At 61.0% G+C, this 3,001-nt stretch carries 3 protein-coding genes; all 3 read left to right on the forward strand.

Annotated elements, in window-relative coordinates; genetic code table 11:
* Positions 1-921: aconitase family protein (locus ACFFAR_RS29550; RefSeq protein ID WP_375509053.1), on the forward strand; the 921-nt coding region annotated here is incomplete at its 5' end.
* Complete coding sequence (gene leuD, locus ACFFAR_RS29555) at positions 914-1,531, forward strand: 3-isopropylmalate dehydratase small subunit (RefSeq protein WP_174365283.1); 618 nt, start codon at positions 914-916, stop codon at positions 1,529-1,531. The genes ACFFAR_RS29550 and leuD, both read left to right, overlap by 8 nt.
* A 102-nt stretch (positions 1,532-1,633) precedes the next feature.
* Positions 1,634-2,956 (forward strand): C4-dicarboxylate transporter DctA, encoded by a 1,323-nt coding sequence (locus tag ACFFAR_RS29560; protein WP_174365282.1) that lies wholly within the window; start codon positions 1,634-1,636, stop codon positions 2,954-2,956.
* Positions 2,957-3,001: the final 45 nt, after the last annotated feature.

A 3,001-nucleotide genomic window follows, 5' to 3' on the forward strand; every position in this document is an offset into this window, starting at 1 on the left:
ACCATGCGCATCACGATCGACGGCGCGTTGCCATACGGCACGTCGTCGAAGGACGTGATCATCTGGATCATCAGTCAGATCGGCGCTCAGGGAGCGCGGGGTTATGCGGTTGAATTCGCCGGCTCGACGATCGCCGCGCTTTCAGCGGAAGCGCGCATGACCTTGTGCAACATGACCGTGGAAGCGGGCGCGCGAGCGGCATTGATCGCGCCCGATCAAACCACGTTCGACTACGTCCGCGCGCATGCAACATCGCTCGATGACACCGCGTGGCAAGCCGCGCTCGCCGACTGGACGCAGCTCAAGTCGGACGACGGCGCAAGCTTCGATGCAGAACACCGCTTCAACGCAAGCGACATTGCGCCGTTCGTCACGTGGGGCACGAGCCCCGACCAGGCGATGCGCGTGGACGCGCTCGTGCCCGACGCCGCTTCCCAGGCCACGCCGGAAGCCGCTGCGGCATTGCGCCGGGCGCTGGAGTACATCGGGCTCGAATCGAATCAGCCGATAGCCGGAACGCCGATCGACCGCGTGTTTATCGGTTCGTGCACGAATGGGCGGATCGAGGACTTGCGTATTGTTGCGGCGATCGTTCGCGGGCAAAAGGTCGCCCAGGGCGTGCGCGCGATGGTCGTGCCGGGCTCGGGCTCCGTGCGTCGTCAGGCCGAAGCGGAAGGCATCGCGGACACGTTGAAAAGCGCCGGTTTTGAATGGCGCGAGCCGGGTTGCTCCATGTGTCTCGCGATGAACGACGACTTTTTGCAAGCGGGCGAACGCTGTGCATCGACGACCAATCGCAATTTCGAAGGCCGGCAAGGACGCGGCGGCCTCACGCATCTGATGAGCCCCGCGATGGCCGCCGCCGCCGCACTGACCGGCAGGATCACCGATGTCCGCACGCTGGAGAACCTCCATGGCTAAGTTGACCATGATCGAAAGCAGCGCTGCGCCGTTGCCCATCGAAAATCTGGACACTGACCAGATCATGCCGAAGCAATTCCTTCGGATCATCGACAAAGCCGGTTTGAGCGCAGGCCTTCTCTACGACCTTCGTTTCGACGAACACGGCGATCCGATTCAATCCTGCGTACTGAACCAGCCGCAGTACAAAGCCGTACGCATCCTGATTGGCGGATCGAATTTCGGTTGTGGATCGAGCCGCGAACACGCGGTGTGGGGCCTTCAGCAATATGGTTTCGATGCCGTGATCGCGCCGAGTTTCGCTGAAATCTTCTACTCGAACGCAATGAACAATCGCCTGCTCCTCGTGCAACTGGACCGTGAGGCGGTCGACGTCCTACTGCGTGAGTCCCTGAATGATCCGGAATCCGGGCTCAAGATCGATCTCGAAGCGCAGACCGTGACATCGGACACGAGCGGCAAGGTTTTCAGCTTCCCGCTGGGGGCGCGCCATAAACGCATGGTGATCGAAGGCATGGACACGATCGACCTGACGCTTACACAACTCGCCGATATTCAGGCCTTCGAAAAGCGCCACTTCGAGCGCTATCCCTGGGCTGCCGTGTTGTAGCCCGCGCGGCTTCGGCCGCATTCAAAACGACGCGACCCTGACTGCTTTTCGGCGTTTGCCAAAGGCGGCGGGGACGCGCTTTGCCTCAACCACGGAGGAGACATGAATTTCAAGCGCGCCAGGAAACCCTTCTACAAAGTGCTTTATGTCCAGGTGATCGCCGCGATCATTACGGGCATATTGCTCGGCCACTTCCTTCCCGCCGACGGCATCGCGATGAAACCGCTTGGCGACGCCTTCATCAAACTCGTGCGCATGATCATCAGTCCGGTGATCTTTTGTACGGTGGTGACGGGAATCGCGAGCATGCACGACATGCGCCAAGTCGGGCGTGTGGGCGGGAAGGCGCTGATCTACTTCGAGGTTGTATCGACGATTGCTCTCGCCATCGGCTTGCTCGCCGCGCATATCCTGCAGCCGGGCAAGGGCTTCAACGTCGATCCATCGACACTCGATGCCAGCTCGATCGCCGGATATGCGGCCAAGGCCGAGCACGGCGAAGGTCTGGCTGGTTTCCTGATGCACATCATTCCGGACACGTTCGTTGGCGCATTTACGCAGGGCGACATCTTGCCGGTGCTGCTGATCGCAATGCTGTTCGGCTCTGCGCTTGCCGTAATGGGCGAACCGGCGAAGCCGGTGATCGGGCTGATCGAGGCCTTGTCGAAGGCGTTCTTCAAGATCGTCCACGTGATCACGAGTCTTGCGCCCATCGGCGCATTCGGGGCGATGGCGTTCACCATCGGCCGGTACGGCATCGAATCCCTCCTGCCGATGATGAAACTTATCGGCACGTTCTATCTGACCGCGTTCCTGTTCGTGACGTGTGGACTTGGGCTGGTCGCGAAGCTGTGCGGATTCAGCCTGTTTCGCTTCCTGGCGTATATCAGGGACGAGTTGTTGATCGTGCTGGGGACATCGACATCAGAAGCTGCGTTGCCGCAACTGATGGAAAAGCTCGAACGGCTCGGATGTTCGCGCGGGATTGTCGGTCTGGTCGTGCCGACCGGTTATTCGTTCAATCTCGATGGCACCAACATCTACATGACGCTCGCCGTGCTGTTCCTCGCGCAGGCCACGAACACGCACATGACCGTCATGCAGGAAGTCACGCTGCTGGCGGTGACCACGCTGACATCGAAGGGATCGACGGGCGTGACCGGCGCCGGATTCATCACGCTGGCCGCGAGTCTTTCGGTGGTGCCGACCGTGCCGGTGACGGCGATGGTATTGATTCTCGGCATCGACCGGTTCATGTCGGAATGCCGGGCGCTCACGAATATTCTGGGCAACGGCGTGGCGACGATCGTGGTCGCTGCCTGGGAGAAGGAGCTGGATCGAGGGATGTTGCGCGCGCAGCTCGGAATGCCGCGGCGGGTTGGAGAACCCTCGCCGGCGCCGATTCCTCGCGATACAGCCCGATAGCCGTACCGCGAGTTCAGCGGTAGATCAGCGTTACTTTGCTGCCGG

This window comes from uncultured Caballeronia sp., assembly GCF_964243625.1.
GTDB lineage: Bacteria > Pseudomonadota > Gammaproteobacteria > Burkholderiales > Burkholderiaceae > Caballeronia.

What these genes read in the sequence shown, in the direction of transcription:
- leuD (WP_174365283.1), top strand. Translation starts at nt 914, where the DNA reads ATGGCTAAGTTGACCATGATCGAAAGCAGCGCTGCGCCGTTGCCCATC.
- ACFFAR_RS29560 (WP_174365282.1), top strand. Translation starts at nt 1,634, where the DNA reads ATGAATTTCAAGCGCGCCAGGAAACCCTTCTACAAAGTGCTTTATGTC.